Source organism: Acinetobacter sp. 826659, from assembly GCF_000588515.1.
GTDB classification, from domain to species: domain Bacteria; phylum Pseudomonadota; class Gammaproteobacteria; order Pseudomonadales; family Moraxellaceae; genus Acinetobacter; species Acinetobacter pittii.
Genome location: NZ_JFYD01000001.1, coordinates 686,125 through 700,111, shown reverse-complemented (window position 1 = coordinate 700,111; position 13,987 = coordinate 686,125). Strand labels below are relative to the sequence as shown.

Here is a 13,987-nt window from a genome sequence, read left to right as displayed (position 1 = left end):
GTTTTTCAGTACAAGACCATTATTGGTCTTGTACGTCTGTTAATCGATCAAGTTTTTTCTGGAAATAGCGCCCTTGCAAGAAACGCGTTTCCACATTCCAAGCGTTTGCAAATAGGTTCATATCATCTAGATCACTCAGTAAAATTCCTACAGGTTTTACGGTCAAATAGTTCAAAACCTTTTCTTGTAATCGTGCTAGACCATCATCTGATTTTAATAGCTCTGTTTCCTTCGACTGTAGTTTTAAATATTGAACATCAAGTTGTTGCAATATTGATTCGCTATACATAGAGGAGCTGAAATCCCGAATCGAAATTTCTGCGCCGTGTTGACGCAGGCGAGCTATGTGTTGCTGGGCAATTGCAAGATGAGGCTGAATTGCTTGTTCTGAAAATTGTAAAACTAGGGGGCTTTCAAGCTTACTACCAATAATGGTGAGTAGTTTTGAAATTAGCTCGGGGAAGGATTTATCTTTGAGCAAGATATCAATATTCAGGTTAATAATCAGTTTGGCTTTAGGGTACTGAGTAATAAAGTTATGTAGTTGCTTACATGCCTCAACCAAAATCCAGCGATCTAATTGAATAGAAAGCTCACTGTCTTCTCTTAATTCAGCCAAGTCATTTATGTCATACCATTGTTCATCGCTGATAAAACCGCTAGTCACCTCATAGTTATGGGTTTCTTGATCGTGTTTATCGTAGATCTGCTGATATTTTAAATGAATTTCACTTCGAGCTAACTGCTGCTTTAATTGCTGCAATAACGAAGATTGCAAAGGAGCATCGACTTGCTCAAGGCTTAGATCAAGCGATATAGAAGATTTAACAGGTTCGGGAGCGATAATATCGATGGTTGGTACCAACTCAATTTCTGCCTGCGCCTTAGGTAACTCTTGCTGACTTGTTTGAGCAAGTAAGCTTGAAAAGCTATCTTCATTTAAAGGTTCAGTAATTGGGGCATAGCTCAGCTTAAATTGGATCGAGTAGTTAAGCTCATTGATCTTTAATAAATGCTCTTTTTGCAAACTTTGCAGACTAGTCAGTTGGGAGTTAAGGACTGTGCTGTTTTCAGCTTGTAAAACGCCAACATATGCGCCAAGTTCAATATTAAAAATCGGCATTTGCGCGTGTTCTTTTAAGAAACTGTGCAGCTGATTGAAATATTGTGCAGGAGTTTGCCAATCTTGTTGAAATACTCGCTCTGGGCACTGATTTAATTTAAATAAAATTAATGCGTTGGCTTGATCAGGGTAGGTCGATAGTTGTCGATTAATTTGTTGCCAAGGTGCTTGCACACCATAATTCTTTTCTGAAAAAAGTGTATTTGCAGGTGTTGCTAAATCCAGTTGATAGTCAATGGTTAGCTGTACAGCATCTTCTTCCTGACTAGGAATAAACTCTAGTTTTAGAGCATTGTTACCTGCGATTGCTGCATGTTGACTCTGAATTTCAAAGCGGGCCTGATCAAATTGGCCTAATGAAATTTTCTTAAATCTTTGTTTAAAAAAATTTAAATCATCAGGTTGTAAAACATCTAAAATCGGTAGGCCAATAATCTCGTCTTCTTGCTTAAACCCAAAAAGGTTGAGGTATTCTGTGTTTGCCTTAACATGCATCCCTTCTTGAAAAAGGGCAACAGCTTTATGGCTGTTATTGACCAATGTTTGTGTATGGGAGTGAATTGTTTCTAGCTCATTTGTTAGGCGTTGTTCAGTCTGCAATAAGTGGCTATACGACAAGGTCCGAATAAGAGTGATATAAAAATAATCTAATGGTTCTAATGGAACTACATCATAGATACCTTTTTGAATATAAGCCTGATATTGCTGAGGCTGATAATCGTCGGGCTGTAATAATAAAACAGGTAAATTTGGCTGCTCAGATGCTTGAATGAGGGAGAGAGTTTGTTCAATTTTTAGGTCATAAGCACGACCAAAAATAATAGCATCCCACGGCGTATTTAACTGTTTTTCAAAACTTTTTAAATCATCAAGTAATAATGCCTGAACTTGATAATCATTCCCCAATAATAAATTTAAAATCTGGTTATAACGTAGCTGGTTGTCATCAATAATGAGTAAACGTGTTTCAGTACGTTTTAACTTTTTAGATAATAAAGAGTTTCTCACTTTAGTGCTTCCCATAAATCTTGAGTGCTAGAGTTATTACCCTTTTTCATCATGAACTGATCAAGCAGACCTTGTTGCTGCTCATTCAAAAGCTCGAAATGAAATTGAATAAAACTTTGCGTAATGAGCTGTGCTTTGAGTAGATACACTTTGATTTCTTCTGTCCCCAATCGTAAATGAATTGTTTGTTGCTCTCTAAAAATTTGAGAGCCCGGTAAAATAAGCGTATTTTGTATTTCTTCTAGATTTTGTGTTTGTAGTAGTAGTGCGGGATGATAATTGCGAGTATGACGCTCAGCTTGAATATGCACTGAACAAGGGAACATGGCTTGCGACAAAATCTCTAAACCTAACTCTAGGGATTTTTCTGTCGATTGTTTAATCCAGCGAATCACACCGCCACGCCATTGTCCATGCAAAGTTTCTTTAACTAAAATGTATTCACCAGTTCTTAAGTTTTTCGGTGCTTCGCCAGACCATTTAATACGATATCCATTGACACTAATATCGAGAACGGTGGTTTGATAAATGGTTTTGCTTTCACGACTTAAGCGTTGATAAGAGCTGGTTTGTTGTTCTTTTTTCTCTAAGTTGGATAAAATTTTAGACTCGCTTTGTAAGTTATAGTTATGGTTAAGCTGTAGCGTTTCTTCAAAGTTTTTTGCTTTTGATAGATAGAAATGGGCAGTGCTTAAACCAAAACAAATTTGGAGCTCTGCATTGTACTCATAACGTTCATGACGACGTTGAGCCGTGGTTCCTAAAATCGTTTGAACATGAAATTTTAAAGCTGGGCTTAAATAAAACTTTTCATTCTTAGAAATATATTGAGCATTTTTATGCATGGTTGCAGTGACATGCTCAAGTAAAGCTTGCGTACCGATGAAGATGCTTGGGTTAAAGTTAGAGCTACGCTTTGTATTATAAACAGGTGGATGATCTTTATTTGGATCGACCACATATTTCGTTAAAGCGGTATCTTTTGGCAAAATATGAATCATTCTTGCCCAGTCAAAACTACATTGAAATAATGCCTGAATTTCTGACTGACGAATCTGGTTCGTATTTAAAATATCCAGCAAAATCAACTGAGCATAAGCTTGTGTAATATTCGCTAAAGGGTGTTGTATTCCCTGAATATGATTGATATTGATGAGATGATATTTGTGTTGAACCGCGGTTTCATAGAGTTGATGCGCAATTAACCATTGCCCTTTAAGGGGTTCACTATAGAGCATATGCTGCTGATAGAGGAGATTGGTTAATTGTTGCAGGGCATGAAAAGTCGATAAAGTACGCGCCGTTTGCAGATTCTTTTTTTGCTTATAGGCAAAGATTGAAAACTTTTGATGCTGGAGTTGCTCATGACTATTTTGCGCAATATTTAAATAAATACTGGCGAAATAGCAGCGGAGCAACATCGCTAATTCAATAATGTGCTCATTACGATCTGTACTAATCACGCCTTGGTTAAAGAAGTTTTTCTCTAGGCTGGCGAGTACATTGTTAATGGTCGGATGAAGCGTTTGTATAAGGTCGAAACGTAAGGTTTCACTACATTTTAATTCATTGAGCTCTAAAATAGCTGTGAATAATGCTTTTGACGTATCACCGAGTTGCATAATAGAAAGGGTAGTGACCCATTCATTAAGATCTTTAATATTGGCTTCACAAAAGCTTAACCGTTCACGAGAGAGTTCGGTTTGATTGTGAAAAATGTCCGACAGCGCATTATTCATCATCACTTATTATATAACTCAAAAAGTTGTAGCCCCAAAAAGCGGTGTTTTATTCTTTTCGCCCGCAATTTCCCTGACGAGTTTAGGAACCAAATACCCCGGTAGGTTCGCTAACACGTCACGATAGATATCATCTATCTTGGATGATTCTAAATCAAAATGTTGTGCACCTTTTACTTTATCTAAAACATGTAAGTAATAAGGCATAACGCGAGCTTCAAATAAACGATAACTTAAATCAATTAACGTCTGTGCAGAGTCATTGACACCTTTTAGCAATACTGCCTGATTTAGTACAGTAATGTGATGGTCGGATAACTGCAACAATTTTGAACAAGTAAAGTCATCGAGTTCAGAAGCATGGTTTGAGTGTACCACCAGAACTATACGCAGCCTACTGTTTTTTAATAAAGAAATCAGCTGTTCGTCGATCCGGTTAGGAATAACAATTGGGACCCGTGAGTGAATTCTCAGAATCTGGATTTGTTTGAGAGATGATAGGCGTTCTAACCAAAGTGCTAATTTACGGTTAGAAAGCGTAAGCGGGTCACCACCACTTAAAATGATCTCGTTAATGTTCGGGTTTGCTTCAATATAGTTTTTAATATTTAGCCAATCTTCATTTTTTGGCAAATTTTCTTGATAGGGGAAATGACGACGGAAGCAGTAACGGCAATGTACGGCGCAAGCACCTGTCAAGGTTAATAAAAAACGCGATTTATATTTATGTAATACACCCGGTAATTGATTTGCTGCTTCTTCGCCTAATGGGTCGGTAACAAACTCAGGATGTTCTTCGAGTTCTAGGTGATGGGGTAATACTTGTAGCAAAAGCGGGTCAAGCGGGTTTTTAGCGTTCATTTTTCCGACGAACGCACGAGGAACACGCAATTTAAACTTTTCAGAAGCCAGAATCGCACCCGATAATAGCTGTTCTGAGGATAACTCGAGTAGGCTTAGCAATTCCGAAGGATCAGTAATAAGGTCACTCAGTTGAGATTGCCAGTTTTGCTCTTGGTATAAATAGTTTATCATTTGACACGATTAAGATAATGCAACAACGCATTATATCGCATAGTTGACTTGTTAAGTTTGGAGTGTGCCTTTCATGGCCTATTATTCTACAAATGATTTCAAAGCAGGCCTTAAGGTTATGCTTGATGGTAACCCATGTTCAATCATGGAAAACGAATATGTAAAACCAGGTAAAGGTCAAGCGTTCAACCGTGTAAAATTACGTAACCTTAAAACCGGTAAAGTATTAGAAAAAACTTTCAAATCAGGTGACTCTTTAGAAGCAGCTGACATCGTTGAAGTTGAAATGGAATACCTATACAACGATGGTGAAATGTGGAACTTCATGGATCCTGTATCTTTTGAGCAAATCGCGGCAGACAAAATTGCTATGGGCGATGCTGCTAAATGGTTAAAAGACGATTCAAATGAAAAATGTACAATTATGTTGTTCAACGGCGTACCTTTAACAGTAAGCCCACCGAACTTCGTTGTATTGAAAATTGTTGAAACTGATCCGGGCGTACGTGGTGATACATCTGGCGGTGGCGGTAAACCAGCTAAGCTTGAAACAGGTGCGGTTGTTCGTGTTCCGTTATTTGTTCAGCAAGAAGAAAGCGTTCGTGTAGATACTCGTACTGGCGATTATTTAGAGCGTGCATAATAGTTAAAAAATACACTATTATCGAAGGGATGATGTAAATCATCCCTTTTTTTATGCGAAAGTATAAGAGGAAAAAAGAAAAAGGAGGAGTAGAGTCACAGGGATTAAGAGAAACAGTACATAACAATATAAAAATGCTGTAGTTATTTATTGAGAGGTTAAGAATGGACACAATGCAAGCGAAATCTACGCTTCCCTCCAAGCTGGTCTGGAGCCTAGTGGCAATAATAGGTGCAATTTCTTTTGGGATGCTGGCACTCAGTCGTGGTGAACATGTCAATGCGGTTTGGCTTGTACTTGCTGCAGCATGTGTATATAGCATCGCATATCGATTTTATAGTCTATTTATTGCAACTAAAGTATTTGAATTAAACCCAAGACGTTTAACCCCAGCACATCGCTTGGCCGATGGTCTGGATTATGTTCCCACCAATAAATACGTGCTTTTCGGTCACCACTTTGCTGCAATTGCAGGAGCGGGGCCATTAGTCGGACCAATTTTGGCTGCACAAATGGGCTTTTTACCAGGAACAATCTGGTTATTGGTCGGTGTGGTTCTGGCGGGGGCGGGACAAGACTTTTTAGTTTTATTTATTTCAACACGTCGAGACGGTCGCTCACTTGGTGAAATGGCAAAACAAGAACTCGGTTCTTTTGCCGGTATTGTGGTCATGCTTGGTGCGCTTGGGGTAATGATTATTATCCTTGCTGTACTGGCATTAGTTGTGGTGAAAGCACTTGCCCATAGTCCATGGGGTGTTTTCAGTATTGCAGCGACGATTCCAATTGCATTGTTTATGGGCGTTTACATGCGTTTTATTCGCCCGGGACGTATTGCCGAAGTTTCTATTATCGGTTTCGTTTTAATGATGTTTGCGATTGTTTATGGTGGACAGGTTGCAGCAGATCCTTACTGGGGTGAATTTTTCACTTTAACAGGAACACAGCTGACATGGTGCTTAATCATTTATGGATTTATCGCATCAGTTTTACCAGTTTGGTTATTGTTAGCACCACGTGATTATCTATCAACATTCCTTAAAATTGGTGTCATTCTTGGCTTGGCCGTTGGTATTGTGATTGCATTACCTGAATTGAAAATGCCGGCAGTGACTCATTTTATTGACGGTACTGGTCCAGTATTCTCTGGTAGCTTATTTCCATTCCTATTTATTACTATTGCCTGTGGTGCCATTTCTGGTTTCCATGCGCTTGTATCAAGTGGTACGACACCAAAACTTGTTGATAACGAAGCTGACATTCGTGTGATTGGTTATGGCGGCATGCTCATGGAATCTTTCGTCGGTATTATGGCGATGATCTGTGCAACTGTCTTAGACCCGGGTGTGTACTTTGCAATTAATGCGCCTGCTGCTGTACTCGGTACAACTGTAGAATCTGCGGCAGAAGCTGTGCGTAATTTAGGATTTGTCGTTACGCCTGAAATGCTAACCGTGTTGGCTCAAGAAGTAGGTGAAAGCTCGATTCTTTCACGTACAGGTGGTGCGCCTACCTTTGCGATTGGTATGGCACATATCATTTCTGAAATTTTTAATAGCCGTTCAATGATGGCATTCTGGTACCACTTTGCGATTTTATTCGAAGCATTATTCATTTTAACTGCTGTCGATGCGGGTACTCGTGCTTGTCGTTTCATGGTGCAAGACACTGTGGGTATTGTTATTCCTGCGGTTAAATCTTCAAGCTCATTCTTTGGTAATTTGCTAGGTACTGCTGTTGCGGTAGGTGGATGGGGCTTCTTCGTCTATCAAGGTGTGATTGATCCGTTAGGTGGTGTCAATTCACTCTGGCCTTTATTTGGTGTGGGTAACCAGATGTTGGCTTCAATGGCACTCATTTTGGGTACAGTCATTCTGTTTAAAATGAAAAAAGAAAAATATGTATGGGTAACGATTTTCCCAACAATTTTCTTGTTCATTACCTGTATGACTGCGGGCTGGCAAAAGATTTTCCACGAAAATCCAAAGATTGGTTTCTTAGCACAAGCGAATAGATTTTCAGATGCGATTGCACGTGGTGAAATTCTTAAACCAGCAAAAACACTTGAAGAAATGCAGACGATTGTGATGTCAAATCAAATCAACGCTGCACTTTGTGGTTTCTTCATGATCGTTGCGATTGTGATGGTAATTGCTGCGATTGGTATTGTGCGCCGTGCGTTAGCAAGCCCGACACCAACTGCGCATGAAGCACCAGCTGTATATGCTGATCCGAAAGTGGTCACCCCACGAGGAGAGTAATGATGAATTTTAAATTTGCAAAAAATGGAACTGTCATTATTGCGAAAATCATCAAAATGACAGTGCTCTCGCAAAAAGAGCTATTACTTTCTCCAAAGAATTGGTCGCGCATTGCAACCTTGTGGCAGCGTTTGCAGCAAAGCTTCCGACTGATGGTTGGGGTTCCAGACTATCAAACTTATCTGGAGCACATGAAAGCCCATCATCCTGATTTAACTCCAATGGATGCGACGACTTTCTACCGTCATTGTGTTGATTCGAGATATCCATCGGCAGGGGGTAATTTAAAGAAATGCCCTTGTTAAGTTGAGATTAATAGTCAGCTAAAGAAACGGTATGTGGTTAAACCATGTACCGTTTTTCTTTTTTGGAAAATGAAAAAGAGTTTGCTTAAAGTCTGCTCATTTGTATTTTTTTCGATGGCAAATCACTTGTTTTGCTTTTGAAAAATGAATATTATGCTTTCCATTCTAGGTGTATAGCTCAGTTGGTTAGAGCGCTACGTTGACATCGTAGAGGTCTCCAGTTCGAGTCTGGATATACCTACCAAGATATTAAAATCATATGAACTCGCATAGCTTTATATGATTTAAAAAAGCCCTAAATTATAATGATTTAGGGTTTTTTTATTGTTTTTATAAATTAATTTCAGTTTCTATATTCGCCTAAAAGAGCAATTTCATTTCCTAAAAGGCTGAAGCAGTTTGGAGCTTTTTTAATACCGAATGTTTTAGATAACGATAAATTCTTTATTAATAATTAAAATTAGCGAAGTACCTCCTATTTGAGGTACTTCTAGGATCTATATTTATGCAAAAAAAACTTCCAATACCAGATAACTTACCAAATCATTTAACGGACATTTTTTATCATATCAATATAAATTTGCCTAAAGGTGATTTAAAAGAAACTGTAGAGCTGGATAAAGCAATAAATCAAGTTAACGCAAGTGATGTATATGCTTTACAGGATTATCCTCTGCATAATTTATCTGAATATGCGGGTTGGGCTCTTAACTCAGAAACAACTCAATCTGCAAGTAAAGATAGCCCTTTATTAATTACTCATTGGTACTATTGGGGGCAACAGCTTTATAGATCTATTAATCCGTATAAATTAGATCTAAAAACTCCAAGTTTGTTAGAAATTCCTGCCTATACAAAATTACCAGAGTCTTTAGATTCAGTGATTGCTGAACAAGATGAGAGATTAGATCTCTCTGATACCGATGCTAAAAAAATTACTGGTTCTATTCCTGCCATGCATGGTGTTATCCCAAAGGGCAGTATATTTAAACAAGGCGATGTGATTCTAAAAAAAGATGAGAAACTGACTCCTGAAAAATTAATTGTTTTAAGACGAGCGGGAATCAAAGAATTATCTATATATAAAAACCCCAGAATCCTCATTGTAAGTATGCATTCCTTTGATAAAGAAGAAATGAGTGAGGAAAGTCTGTATGTTAAAGATGTCTTGAAAACATGGGGCTACGAACAGGTAGAAATCAAATCACTCAAACCTGAACGTTTTGATGCTGCATTTAATAATCTTAAAAAAGATAATGACCCAGCTTTAGATGACTCATTAACAACAAGCAGGGACGATTATATAAAATTCTTTGAAGAACAAACTTCAAACTTTGATGTCATTATTTGCTGCACATATCAAAATAATCGTTCTTCTTTATTCCAGCTTGAAAAACTTCCAATCTTTGATCAAAGCAGCATGTCATCGGCCTTGAATACACGTTGTATGCCAGCTAATGAAATTAAAATTCTTAAAGGACAAGATAGGACTCCACCTAGTCGTGAGACTGTGCAGATATATGATGAAAGCGGTAATCATAAAGGTATGCGTGTAGTCGTTACAGAAGACAAAGCGACTATTATTAATTTACCGGGTGACATCCAAGATATTGCGATTCTAATGCATGCTTTTGTGAAATATATTTTGAATAAGCACATCTCAGACTTTTTTGATCATGCTTACTTTAAAGGTAAAACTGACATAGAGATTGTTCCTGATGTGACAAATAGAAAGTTGTTATGGGGGCACTATAAGCCTCAAGAAAATGGGGAATATGTATTAGAAATTATTGAGCAACAACAGTCATATCAGATAGAGCCATTTGTTAAAGCGAATTGTATTGTGATAGTACCTTTTCAAGAGCAGACAATTGCAAAAGGCACTGATTTATATTTTATGAAAATAGGTTAAGTCTAATTTCTATTTATAATTTAATTGAGCGGTGTAACCTTTAAACTTGTTAAAAGGTTACAACCTATAAAGTTATAGCTGCCAAAACCCCCACCTTTATAAACCCCTCTTAAACAATAACCAACTCATTATTTATCCTTACTTTTTAATGATCTAATTTAAAACAAATGTCATTTTGTGTGCTTGACTGGTAAAGGGCAGAGCACTATCCTTTGCCTGCTGGCCACATTGCCAGCCGGCTTTGACAGGCTGAATAATAACTCCCGCATCAGAGTCATTCCTTCTGAGGAATAGTCTTGTGTGGTAGCTACTCGTTCCTTTCCCGTAGCGGTAGGACGGGAGAGGGACACCCTCGGGGGTGCTAGTTTGAGTTATTACTAGTCTGTCAACCTTCTTCCGTTCTGCCACCATAATTCTATAAATGTCTGGCAGAACTCCCAATAAAAAGGAGTTGGCTTTGCACATTCATAATTTCTTGGCAGCGGCTGCCAAAAGCTATAACGATACAACTTAAAAATTTAAAGCAGCTTGATGACCTTTAGGGTTTTCAGGCTTTAAGTCATTACGGCTCAAAAAACTTGCATTAACTATAAAACTTGAGATGTGCCAAGCACAGTCTTACGGCTTTGCTATGCCTTTTTTTCTCCCAAAAAAGCATCTCGTTTAGAAACAACAAGAATTTATAACGGTAAAAATATGCCAAATTTAGTTCTCTCAACACGTGCGATCCAAATCATTAATACATCGATTCATTTGTTTCACCATCACGGATTTCACACAGTGGGCATCGACCGAATCGTGAAAGAGTCTCACACTCCAAAAGCAACTTTTTATAACTACTTTCACTCTAAAGAGCGATTTATTGAAATCTGTTTGATCGTGCAAAAAGAACGCTTAAAAGAAAAAGTAGTCTCAATTGTTGAGTACGATCAAAGTACAAACGGGAAGGATAAACTTAAGAAACTTTATTTCTTACATAGCGATGTAGAAGGGCCATACTATTTATTATTTAAAGCAATTTTTGAAACGAAACTGACCTATCCAAAAGCCTATATCACCGCAGTGAGATATAGAACGTGGCTCATCAATGAAATCTATAGCCAACTTAGAATACTTAAAAACGATGCGACTTTTCAGGATGCCAAATTATTTTTATATATGATTGAAGGCGCAATCATTCAGCTTTTAAGCCCGGATGCGGCAATTGAGAGGGAAAAGGTGTTGGATTGTTTTTTGGCGGGATTTGTTTAGGACAAATGAAAAAATCAACGTATAAAACAATCCTATTTATAACTATTTATAACGGATCTAATCACTTCTTGTACATCCAAAATAGCTTTGTCTTTTAGAGATGTTTTTCTACATGAAAGAACCATCGGGTAGGTCGGGATCGAAATTGGACATTTTGTATAAATCAGTGAGGGTACAATTTCAGAAATTTTTCTTGCAGCATGGGTTGGAAGCGTACAAACCGTTCCTTTTCTTTTTAATAACCAAGGAATGGCTGCAAAATGAGAGGTGGATGCAAATATGTGTCTGGTTTTATTTAATTTTGTTAAATGTTCGTCAACTATTCCGATCTGTGCTGTATTAGAAATTAATAGATGTTCAAAACCTAAAAACTTTTCCAAGGTCAGATCAACAGCATCTTCAGGGTGAGTGACTAAACAAGAATAATCACCTAAAACCATTAATTCTCGGTACAAAGAGTGATAGTAAATACCACCAGAAGTCACTCCAATATCAACATTATGTTTTACTAACATTTCAGCAATAATATGCATGTATGTCTGTTTTATCACGATTCTATAATGCGGAAATTTTAATCTAATTTGCTCGATAATCTCTTGTGCAAATGCAATTTCAAAATCATCTGACATACCAAGAGTGATAATTCTTTGCTGTAATGTATTGGTATTATCTGGTAGAGATATCAGTGTTTCTCTAAAAATATTTAAGGCATTGCTGACCAATGGTTTTAAAGCATGGGCTTTAGTAGTGGGTGCTAGACCTCGGCCAGTCCGTTGGAAAAGTGGATCTTGGTAAATATCCCTGAGGCGTCTTAAAGATGCACTGACCGCAGACTGAGTAATTCCTAAACGTTCCGCTGCACGCGAAGCATTCTGCTCTTCATATAGGATTTCAAAGCACTTCAAAAGATTTAAGTCGATTTGTTCGATATTAATTTCATTCATATCTGATAGTGCCTAAATCCTATTCCATAAAGATGGTGATTATATAACAATGAATTCAGACGTAATGAACGGAACTTGTATGGAAAGTTATAGATAAGGTTCTTATTTACGTGATGCTTTATCAAAATATATCAATTTTTTGGTCAAAAGTTATTGATATTATTGTTGATTTTTAACCTGATCTAGTAAATAGGATTGATCAGGTTTATTTGGAAAAATATGATTAAGGACTGATTCTATGACAGATTATCTTTTAAATCTAGCTTTTCGATGAGTTAATCACTCTAGACAATTGAACCCCCCGTTAAATTTAAATCTAAACACATATGAATGTTGTTTATAGGGGATTCGTTTGCCAAAAAATGCAGGGATGTGTTCAAGCACAAGCATTTTAAAGTTTCGATATAGGAATTCGACATGTTAAAAAAACTACATGTGCAGGTAATTATTGCAATTATTGCTGCCATTATTTTGGGTTTAGTCTCTCCTGAATGGGCAAAGGCAATGAAGCCATTAGGTCAAGCATTTATTGCTTTACTCAAAATGCTTTTAGCTCCTTTGATTTTTCTTACCTTGGTTCATGGTTTAACTCATATTAAAGATATGAAAAAACTGGGCCGTTTGGGTGTTAAGTCACTTATTTATTTTGAAGTGCTAACAACTGTAGCAATGCTGATTGGCTTTGTATTTGTCAATGTGTTGCAGCCCGGTTCAGGACTTCATGCAACCGATTTAGCCGAACCTGATGCGGCAAAAGGTTCAGCAACACTTTCGGCGGTTGATTTCTTCTTAAATATGATTCCGCACACCATCGTAGATGCTTTTGCGACCGGAAACGTATTGCAAGTATTGGTTGTTTCGATTTTAGCGGGTATGGCTATCAATTTATGTTGTGGCCCAGACTCTGTAATTGTTAAAGGAATTGATGAAGCGCAAACCATCTTGTTCAAGATGCTGGGCTTTATTATGAAACTTGCTCCGCTCGGTGCATTTGGTGCGATGTCGGCTGCAATTGGTAGTTACGGCGGTGAAACACTCATTTATTTAATGAAATTAATTGGTGTTTTCTATGCAGCATGCTTCTTCTTTATGGTGTTTGCCCTTGGTGCAGTGACATGGATTATTGGTCTACCTTTTCTCACCATTTTAAAAGTGATTCGCGACGAAATACTTTTGGTGTTCGGTACAGCATCAGGTGAAGTTGCCTTTCCAAAACTGATTGAAAAGCTCAAAAAAACGGGTTGTGACGAGGCTGTTGTCGGGTTCGTATTACCTACAGGTTATAGCTTTAATTTAGATGGCACAGCTTTATATATGGCAATTGCGGTGGGCTTTATTGCACAAGCAACTGACACACCTTTGAGCTTAATCGACCAGTTGGTTTTATTAGCAATCTTAAGCTTTACATCGAAAGGGGGAACTACTGTCGCTGGCGGCGCCTTTATTAAGTTGGCGGCGACCTTACAGTCTGTAAAAACTTTACCACTCGGTGGTTTGGGACTGTTATTTGGTGTTGACCGAATTATGGCAACTATCATGGCAATTACCAACATTATTGGAAACACGCTTGCAGTCTATGCGGTTGCTCGTTGGGAAAATGCTTTCGATGCTGATGCTTTTGAAAAACAAACAGGTAAGAGACCTAAACGTAGTTTGCTACGGGCGAAAGATTCTTTGGTAGAGACACCATTAGCCTCCGATTCAAATCAATCAAGTCAAGTTTTAGATAAATCTCATTAATTATCTCAACTTCTTATATCGAGAAT

Annotated in this window: 10 protein-coding genes and 1 tRNA gene; 7 read left to right on the top strand and 4 right to left on the bottom strand. The window is 37.8% G+C overall.

What is annotated here, in order from left to right; all coding sequences use genetic code 11:
- Positions 1 to 19 precede the first annotated feature (19 nt).
- The 3 genes from J663_RS03285 to epmB are packed head-to-tail and all read right to left on the bottom strand — an operon-like array spanning position 20 to position 4,905.
- Positions 20 to 2,131, bottom strand: a complete 2,112-nt coding sequence (locus tag J663_RS03285; RefSeq protein WP_081404615.1) for an EAL domain-containing protein — start codon at positions 2,129 to 2,131, stop codon at positions 20 to 22.
- Positions 2,128 to 3,873 carry a hypothetical protein gene (locus tag J663_RS03280; protein WP_033847762.1) on the bottom strand — a complete coding sequence of 582 codons (1,746 nt, stop codon included), beginning with the start codon at positions 3,871 to 3,873 and terminating at the stop codon, positions 2,128 to 2,130. The genes J663_RS03285 and J663_RS03280 overlap by 4 nt, the downstream gene beginning before the upstream one ends.
- Positions 3,874 to 3,888: 15 nt before the next feature.
- The gene (epmB, locus tag J663_RS03275) at positions 3,889 to 4,905 is read right to left on the bottom strand and encodes an EF-P beta-lysylation protein EpmB (RefSeq protein WP_005067999.1); all 1,017 of its coding nucleotides are present in this window, start codon (positions 4,903 to 4,905) and stop codon (positions 3,889 to 3,891) included.
- Positions 4,906 to 4,978: 73 nt separating this feature from the next.
- Here epmB and efp point away from each other — a divergent pair, with 73 nt between their 5' ends.
- The 6 genes from efp (at position 4,979) to J663_RS03240 (ending at position 11,277) form a co-directional block, all read left to right on the top strand.
- Positions 4,979 to 5,548: an elongation factor P gene (efp, locus tag J663_RS03270; RefSeq protein ID WP_002118666.1), complete on the top strand. Its 570-nt coding sequence runs from the start codon at positions 4,979 to 4,981 to the stop codon at positions 5,546 to 5,548.
- Positions 5,549 to 5,712: 164 nt separating this feature from the next.
- Positions 5,713 to 7,809: a carbon starvation CstA family protein gene (locus tag J663_RS03265; protein WP_033847758.1), complete on the top strand. Its 2,097-nt coding sequence runs from the start codon at positions 5,713 to 5,715 to the stop codon at positions 7,807 to 7,809.
- The gene (locus tag J663_RS03260; protein ID WP_000980869.1) at positions 7,809 to 8,114 is read left to right on the top strand and encodes a YbdD/YjiX family protein; all 306 of its coding nucleotides are present in this window, start codon (positions 7,809 to 7,811) and stop codon (positions 8,112 to 8,114) included. The genes J663_RS03265 and J663_RS03260 overlap by 1 nt, the downstream gene beginning before the upstream one ends.
- A 167-nt stretch (positions 8,115 to 8,281) precedes the next feature.
- Positions 8,282 to 8,358, top strand: a tRNA-Val gene (locus J663_RS03255).
- A gap of 261 nt (positions 8,359 to 8,619) precedes the next feature.
- The gene (locus J663_RS03250) at positions 8,620 to 10,026 is read left to right on the top strand and encodes a molybdenum cofactor biosysnthesis protein MoeA (protein ID WP_033847756.1); all 1,407 of its coding nucleotides are present in this window, start codon (positions 8,620 to 8,622) and stop codon (positions 10,024 to 10,026) included.
- A gap of 696 nt (positions 10,027 to 10,722) precedes the next feature.
- Complete coding sequence (locus J663_RS03240) at positions 10,723 to 11,277, top strand: TetR/AcrR family transcriptional regulator (RefSeq protein ID WP_033848040.1); 555 nt, start codon at positions 10,723 to 10,725, stop codon at positions 11,275 to 11,277.
- Between the two features lie 32 nt (positions 11,278 to 11,309).
- Here J663_RS03240 and J663_RS03235 read toward each other — a convergent pair whose 3' ends face one another.
- Positions 11,310 to 12,221 (bottom strand): LysR family transcriptional regulator, encoded by a 912-nt coding sequence (locus J663_RS03235; protein WP_017402676.1) that lies wholly within the window; start codon positions 12,219 to 12,221, stop codon positions 11,310 to 11,312.
- Between the two features lie 417 nt (positions 12,222 to 12,638).
- Here J663_RS03235 and J663_RS03230 point away from each other — a divergent pair, with 417 nt between their 5' ends.
- Positions 12,639 to 13,961, top strand: a complete 1,323-nt coding sequence (locus tag J663_RS03230; protein WP_017402677.1) for a C4-dicarboxylate transporter DctA — start codon at positions 12,639 to 12,641, stop codon at positions 13,959 to 13,961.
- Positions 13,962 to 13,987: the final 26 nt, after the last annotated feature.